The 7,528-nt window shown below is 51.4% G+C and carries 5 protein-coding genes; all 5 read right to left on the bottom strand.

The window, feature by feature from the left end:
• Positions 1 to 34 precede the first annotated feature (34 nt).
• The gene (locus BN93_RS16375; protein WP_232211059.1) at positions 35 to 2,944 is read right to left on the bottom strand and encodes a DUF5724 domain-containing protein; all 2,910 of its coding nucleotides are present in this window, start codon (positions 2,942 to 2,944) and stop codon (positions 35 to 37) included.
• A 68-nt stretch (positions 2,945 to 3,012) separates the two neighbouring features.
• Entirely contained in the window at positions 3,013 to 3,429 is a 417-nt protein-coding gene (locus BN93_RS00910; protein WP_019186473.1) for a hypothetical protein, read from the bottom strand.
• A 413-nt stretch (positions 3,430 to 3,842) separates the two neighbouring features.
• Positions 3,843 to 5,039, bottom strand: a complete 1,197-nt coding sequence (locus BN93_RS00905) for a DUF1735 and LamG domain-containing protein (protein ID WP_019186470.1) — start codon at positions 5,037 to 5,039, stop codon at positions 3,843 to 3,845.
• Between the two features lie 21 nt (positions 5,040 to 5,060).
• On the bottom strand, positions 5,061 to 6,104 hold the full coding sequence (locus tag BN93_RS00900) for a glycoside hydrolase family 18 (protein ID WP_019186469.1): 1,044 nt from the start codon (positions 6,102 to 6,104) through the stop codon (positions 5,061 to 5,063).
• 323 nt (positions 6,105 to 6,427) lie between these two features.
• Positions 6,428 to 7,528 (bottom strand): SusD/RagB family nutrient-binding outer membrane lipoprotein (locus BN93_RS00895; RefSeq protein ID WP_019186468.1); only part of this gene is annotated, 1,101 nt, incomplete at its 5' end.

The following is a 7,528-nucleotide window of genomic DNA, read 5'->3' as shown; positions in this document are numbered from 1 at the left end:
TAGCGACTAGCTAGCCAGTACAACGAGGTTCCGGTTACGCGGGCGTGGGTGCGTTGCGCCTTGTCAGCTCGATGTCGAACAAATGGTTGGCAATGCGGTTAACCACGTTGCGCAAATGCTCGTACACGGCCTTGTCGTAACGTGTTTTTTGGGGTGTCATATCCCATTGGGGCTTGCGCCGATAATCGCTGTCGTAGTACACGGCAAAGGTTGCACTCTCCAACATACCGCCCTTTTCGGCCATCAACATCTGCATGAGCTGGTCGTCGGTGAGCCTACCTTCGAGGTTCATTCGCGCAGCCATGAGTGGCGGGAGCCGGTAGTTGCTCCTGTCCTTCTCGTCGTCTTCAAGATAGAACTTGCGACTAATGGCCAACAAGAGGTTTGAACAACGGGCAAACTCTTCGTCTGTGCGCCAGGTTTGCGTCATTGTTTGCATTGCTCCGTTTAGCGGCGTGCAAGACGGTATGGGGTAAATATAGGTGCTATACTTTGTTTTCCGCACAATCTTTTTCTCGTTGCAGAAGAAGTAGAAAAGCGACGACATGAGGTAAGAAGGCTCGAAGAACAATTCGGGGCGTTGCTCGCGCACCTTATAAAAGCGGCCTTCTATCACCTCTCTAAAATGCGAGCGGTACTTCATTTCCCCACCTCTTTGCTTGGACGTAAGGGGATAGTTGGGCAAGTCGAGTTTCAAGGATCTGTCATCCCTACCAATCCATTCAATCATTAGGTATAAACCATACAGTTCTTCGTCTTTTATGCCGCTTTCTTCAAAGAATTGTTCCCACAATTCGGGGAAAGGCAGGCTATCATAACCGCCCTCTTTGCTTGTGTATGCTAGGTAGCTGTCGCCCAACACACGGTCGTCGTTCCACCTGTCCTTATATTGCCTGTCGGCATTGGCATCTATAATGGCCTCCATTTTTAGGTAAAGGTCGTGCATTTGCTCGTAGGTATAGGCAAAAATGCCGCTTACGTCGGGTGTGTTATCCTTTCCCGTAATCTTCGAGAGCATGCCTTTCAGCCCACCTTGGGGTGCGCTGTTAAAGGGGTTGGCTATTTCGGGTTCGGCAATTTCTACGGGGGTGTACAGTCCGTAGCCGCCTTCTTCACCGGGATAAGCCTTCATGGCCTGGCCTGTGGTTTGCGTTGTGGGCGGTCCGAAGGCCTTAGCCAAAGCGGGCGACCCCTCGCGCAACTCGCTCAACGAGCCTTCAATGTCGGGTGCTTTCAGCTTTTGTATGCGCGTATAGCTCTCAATGAGCTGTTCGTCGGGCAGCCATAAGAGCATGGCTATAACGCGTTGGCGCGTGGTAGACACCTTCGACTTCAACTTATTCTCCAGTGTTTTTATCTGCGCCTCGTTGTAAGTTTGCTTAGGTCCAATCTCTACAAAGCGTTTAAACTTGTCGCTTTCCATCGCCACAAGGTTGTTAACCACAAACTGCGCACGGCATTCGGCACTGCCTTTGGGGAAGAAATCTTCGATGAAAGCCGTTAACGGCACACGTTTGTTGTTGCTGCCCCAGCTGTAATCGTTCATGCAGTGCACATAATACGCGGGTTGTTTCATCGTAAGGAAACGGTCGATGCAGCTTTGTTCGCCCAGTCGGGCGGCCAGATACCACAGCACGTCGGTAGTGGTAGATGTCCCTGTGTTCAAGGCAAACCATTCAAAGCCGCCATAACGCAAGGTTTCGTTAGCCTTTAAGCCCTTATGCCACTCGTAAACAGTGTCGAAAAGTTGTAGGTACAGCGCATGTTCACTGTCTGATAGGCGGTCAAAGTCGCCACGATCTACCTCTGCAAATCGTTCTGAACTGTTTAGCATGTTCACCGTAAAGGCAAGCACATACTTGTCGTCGAGGTGTCGGCACAGCAGTTCGAGATGCTCTTCGCCCTCGAAGTTGTCGCTGCGATACAGGTAATATATGGCTGCCACGCGCACTTGTTGCGGGTATTGGCCGTCGATGAGGTTCAGTGCGGCTCGCTCGCTCTGTTCGTAATCGTCCAAACCTGCCGTATAAAGTGCCACGTACACCAGCAAGGGGTTGTCGCCGCGATAGGCCTCTTCGCGCATTTCTGGGTTGCGGAAGAAAGTGCGTATGGCGTTAAATATGGTTTTGATGTCTTTATCTTCTATTTCTTCATAGCCTAAGCCGGCCCACACTTGTACCGAACGCCTTACCGATGCGAAGCGCAACATGTTTTCTTGGTCGATGATTTGCAGCAATCGTTCGAAGAAAGCGAGGTTGCATTCGTCGCCTGTTTCAACGATGCTTTGCCTTAATCCTTCTTGCAGTTGTGCCGCTTTCAGCGTTTGCAACAGCAGTGTGTGCAGTTCTTCAATGTTTGTTCGTTCTATGCTTCGTATCAGGGCGTGCGTAAGTATGCCCACGTTGTTTTCGCTGGTAAGCACTTCGCGCGCGGCTTGTATGGCGGTTTGGTTGTTTGCCAACAAGTAAGCGGTTATCACATGTTCGAAAGATGGGTTGCCGTAGTCCCAATCTTTCACTTGGTACTGTCCGCGCACAAGCTGCGAGATGTCGCCTCCCAGCAGTGCGAAAACATAGAAAGCGAAGTAGGCTTCCTTTATGTCCTCTTGCCGATTTTCCAGGTTAAAGTCGCGCCGGCGCAGGCTTATGCGGTATATTCCGCGTGTGGGCGAGTACTCTCCCAGTTCGTGCAGATAGCTAGCCAGCAACTGCGACAGGTCTGTTGGCAGCAAATTGGGCAGTGCTCCGCCGCCATTTATCAGTGCGGTGGCGTTTAGCAAGGGCATCTTGGCGATGACGTCGCGATCGAAAGAATACTCGCGAAGGGAGTCTTTGTTGCTAAGCAGTTCTTTAACAAACTTCTTTTCGTACTGGTTGAGTTTGTCTTTGTCGAGGGCTTTCAGATAGTCGTGGCTCTTTGCCACTAGTTCTTTGTAAGTTTGCATATTATATATAAGGTATGGTTTAGGCATTTATTATAGGCATGTTTGCATGCGGTTTACACAAAAGGCGTTTAGAAAATCATTCGCCAACAAAGGCCTGTAAGCATGGTAAACCGGATGAACACCAGTTCGCTGTCTTCGTGCAAAGCCAGCGGTGCGTCCCATTGGGTAAGTTCTTCGCCGTCGGCAAACACGCGAAACAAACCGTCGACGAAGGCTTGGCGCATGCGTTCGAGCGATTTTTCGGGCGTGTCGTTGTTGGTGGCGTAGCTCTCGGCAAAGCGTACGCGCCCCTCTTCGGCCTGCGCATCGATGTCGCTTTGCGACAAAGGCTGGTTAGTACGTTCGGCTTGGGCATCGGCCAAGCCTATCAGTGTTAGTTCTTCTAGCAGTTGTTGCAGCGTTTGGGGGTGTTTGGCCAGTTCTATTTGGCGTTTTCCCAGTTCTTTTCTTCTGCCTGCATTTTTGGCTATTACAGTTATTCGCATGGTTGTGGTGTTTGTTGTCGCTGAAAGAATGCCCGCATTTAGGGCTTGTTCATTGCACAAAGATAGCCATTTATTTTACAACTTTATCTGCATTAGCAATATTTAAGACTATTTACACCTTGGGTTTCTCCGCAAACTCGCCTCGGTTGTCGATTTTATCAGCATACGGAGCAACAAGGATGCCATTGGTTTCCAAAAGCTTTCGGCCGTCCATTGCCCACCCTTGCTTATGGGATGAGGGCTGTTGTAGGCTTGGCTTGCGGGGCAACGGCGTGGGGGAACGGAATAAAGAAAGGGGGAACGTACGGCATGTACGCTCCCCCCTTGCTGTATAGGTTGTTGCTTTTTATTGTTGCAGAGCTTTCGCCCTGCTAGCTGATGTGTGCGCCAATGGCGGCCTATTGGGGCTGCAACTATTCGGGACAGCGCACGCCATCAACGAAACTGGGCTCTTGACCAGAGGGCCAGGAGAAGTAATAGGCATTGAAACCATTGCCCGTAAGGTCGGTAACAATCCATTTGTCATCCTTCTTTTGTGCCTCGTTAAAGCGCCAGTAGGCCACGAGATCTTTTGAAGTGGGGTCTACCCAGCACACGTTGTTCTTCAATTCGGCCGCCGTTCTGGCCGTAGCCCACACGCGCGCCTCGCTCACCCAGCCTTCCATGCACCTGTCGTCGCTGGCCGACTGACCGATATAAAAGAGGTCGTTCTGGCCGTAGGCGTTGGCCAGACTGATGGTTTTGCGGCTATCCGTGGTTTCGGCTTGCAGTTCGCCGTTGATGTAGATGTACTTTTTGCCCGTTTCGCCGTTGTAAACGCAGGCCAAGTGCACCCACTTGTCGTTGGGCAACACGTCGCGCGAGTCGATGTGGTTGGGGTCGCCAAGCTGCAATTTCCATCCATCTGCCGGTCCTCCTGCGGTTCGCAGGCAGAGATTTTCTTCCAATCCCATAACCGAATAGCACCACTTTCTGCTGTTGGCGTCCATCTTCTTGAACCTGACACGCGCCTCGAAAGTAACGCTCTTCATGGCATGGGTGTCAAATCGGCCCTTATTGTTGCTGAAATCGGCATAATAGAACCTCCACGACCTGCTCAAATCTGCAGCTTTGGTAACGATAACTTGGTTAACCACCACGTAAATGGTGCGCGAAGCCTCGATAACGGGCATGTCGGAGCCCTGAACATTGGCAATGCTTAGGGGCAAAAGGTAAGTGGTGCCCGGCCGCATGGCTTCGAGATTAACGATGGTAAGCTGTGTGCCCTTATCCGAAACGTGCTTGCCGCCCATGATGGTCTGCGTGGTGTTTTCTAGCTTATACGCGTCTTGTGGCAGCAACACGTAGTTCTTGTGATGCTCCTTGTTGAAGCTTTCCACCAGTTCGGGTGCGGCTTTCAGCTCAACGTTGATGTTTTCCTTAGCCAGTTCGCTGGCCGCCACGTTCACGGCAATGGCCGAAGGAACATCGTCTACGGTGAGCGTAGTTGTTACTTCCTTGCCTTGCGTACCCACGATGTACAGTCCATCGTAGCTTTTAATGCCGTCGTTGCAGGCCGCAACCAAGAGCATGGCCAGTGCGAGGGGCAGTTTTCTGAATATCTTTTTCATTGTTTTTTTGAATGCTGTTTGTTAGGGTTTTGTGGTTGCTACGGTGTCGCGATGGGTCTGCATTATCTCTATTGCCCGGCGCGTAAACTTGTAGTTGGGCCAGTTATCGTAGTCGTTCTCCATGTGATAAGTGCCGCATCCGCCCTTGCGCGTAGCCTTCTTGCCTTGATATTCGGGCAAGAAAAGAGCCATACCCAGGAGCGAAGGCACTTGCTTACCATCTTGCAACATATGCGGAACGCCTCCTGTGGCGGCCTTACCGCCCTCGAAAGTTTCGGCAAAGATGTACTGTTCGGGTTTCCATCCGCGTGCGGCGGCATTGTTGAAACGGCGTTGCAGGTTGGCATAGCTGCGGCTGTTATAGGCTTGCACCACGCCATAGTTAAAGTATTCGGCCAATTCGGGTTTCACATCGAAGGGCACACCGTCGATGATGAGCAGGTTGGACGTACCACTCTTGGGTCCGATGAACTCGCCTAGCTTCTTTACGAATATCTCCATGTTGTCGCGATAGTTGGGATACACGTTCAACGGACCTACAAGTGGCCCGGTGAAAGGACCTCCGGCGGGGTCTTGATAGCCGGGTTCGTAGTCTAGGTCGATGCCTTGATAGCCGTAAGCCTTCATGGTATCTACCAACGACACGGCATAACGCTCGATAGCTTCGCGCGTAACTTGGTCGTGGTTTTCGCCTTCCAAGAACTGTGCGGGTATTTTGTGGGCGAAGATGGTGAAGGTAACGCGTGTTCCCTTCACTCGTTGCACGTATTCAATGTCTTCGCGATCGTATGTTCCGCTCCAAATGGAGATGATGTCTACGCTGTCGGGCACGCTTTTAAGCGAACCAATCATGTTGGGCGACTTGGTGTTCCACCCGCCGAACCAACCGAAGAACACTTCGTGGTCTGTTCGTTGCTTGTAAGCGCGCAAGTCGGCGTAATACTGTTCGCTCTTCTCTTCGGGCTTGATGATGTCCAAAGCCTCGATGCTGGTGTTGCACGAGGTGAGTGCCGCAGCAGCCAGAGCAAGGGATGCAATCCCGTGGAATATGTTTGTTACGTTCATTATTATATTCTGTTTATCGGTTGACAAGTTAACGAGTTGCAAGGCTCGCGGTGCTTGTCGTTATATTAACGTTGGCTTAAGGCATGTTCTAAAAATTCCCCGCAAAGGTTCAATTGTTGTTCCTTGTTTTGCTCTTCACTGTCTTTTTGCTTTTATCTGGCATCTTTTGCTTTTCAGTCGCATAGTTCACTATGCTCCTTCAAGAAGTAAGCAAAACCTGCTCAGCTAAAAGCTAAAAATACAGCAAAGGCAATTTTTAGAACCTGCCTTAACACAAACGCTTGTCGATGCGTAAATGATAGTAGCTAATGTGGCGTTCGAGGTTATTGTTTGTCCCACCATAGGCGCGTTCCGCCCGTGTCTTCGCCGCCAAGCAGCTGCACAGCCTTTTCCACTTCCTGTTTATTTCCGCTGTATTCGCTGGCGGGGAAGGGCACACGGCGCACTTGCACGTTGGTGTTTACCTTGCCATTGCTCAGGTTGTCTACCACGGGGAAGAGCTTGGGATAGCCCGTTCTGCGGTATTCGCTCCATGCTTCTTGGCCCAAGGGGTAGATGGCAATCCACTTTTGGGTGACGATGCGTTCGAGTTTCTTTTCTTTCGTTGCGCTTTCGTCCCATGCCGGCGTGATGTCTGATGGTGCTTCTGCCGCAGTACTGGTTCCCAAACCTGGGTAAGCGCTGGGCTTGGCGGTGCTGGCGAGATAAGCTTCGGCTGCATCGGCCAGTCCATATTGCTCAAACGATGTGGTTATGCCTTGCGCGTAAAGCTCTTCTGGCGTACCACCCATGTTCCAACCAAACAATGCGCCTTCGGCCCTAAGCAGCCAAACCTCGGCCGCAGTCATCCACACGTAGGGGGTAGAGCGGGTTATAGTGGGCATCGACAGCCTTTCATCGCCCTGAAAATCCTTACCGTTACGCAGTCCGTTGCGCAGTCCGCGATACACATCCCCTTTGGCTTTGGCAAAGAACTTGGGCAAACGCGGGTCGGCAAAGCCGTTCAGATAAGCGTCCATCGTGGCACCCATGCGGTCTTCGTTATAGCCTTCGGGACTATATATGTTGTAGAAGGGATTGTTATAGGTGAACGAGAGCGCGCCAACCGTCTGCATCACAGCATTGTCGGCATTGTCTTCCAACACGCCATAGGGGTTGTTCACGGCCTCTTCTGCCAGTTTCTGCGCTCCATCATACACGGCGCGGCATCGCATAGCCAAGCGTAGTTTAAGCGAATTGGCAAACCGAATCCACTTCTTCAAGTCGCTTCCGTAGATAAGGTCGAACTTATCCAAGGGCTTTGCGGCCGGGTTGAACCTGTCGAAGTTCGTCAAAACGCCGATGGCATGGTTCAGTTCGGCGAAGAAACGCATGTAAACGGCCTCTTGCGAGTCGTAGGGTACGGGCGTTTCCAAGCCGAAACC

The sequence above is a fragment of the Prevotella conceptionensis 9403948 genome, assembly GCF_000312305.1.
GTDB classification, from domain to species: domain Bacteria; phylum Bacteroidota; class Bacteroidia; order Bacteroidales; family Bacteroidaceae; genus Prevotella; species Prevotella conceptionensis.
This window is presented reverse-complemented; position numbering and strand designations above follow the sequence as displayed.

What these genes read in the sequence shown, in the direction of transcription:
- BN93_RS00905 (WP_019186470.1), bottom strand. Translation starts at nt 5,039, where the DNA reads ATGAAAAAGATATTCAGAAAACTGCCCCTCGCACTGGCCATGCTCTTG.
- BN93_RS00900 (WP_019186469.1), bottom strand. Translation starts at nt 6,104, where the DNA reads ATGAACGTAACAAACATATTCCACGGGATTGCATCCCTTGCTCTGGCT.
- BN93_RS00910 (WP_019186473.1), bottom strand. Translation starts at nt 3,429, where the DNA reads ATGCGAATAACTGTAATAGCCAAAAATGCAGGCAGAAGAAAAGAACTG.
- BN93_RS16375 (WP_232211059.1), bottom strand. Translation starts at nt 2,944, where the DNA reads ATGCAAACTTACAAAGAACTAGTGGCAAAGAGCCACGACTATCTGAAA.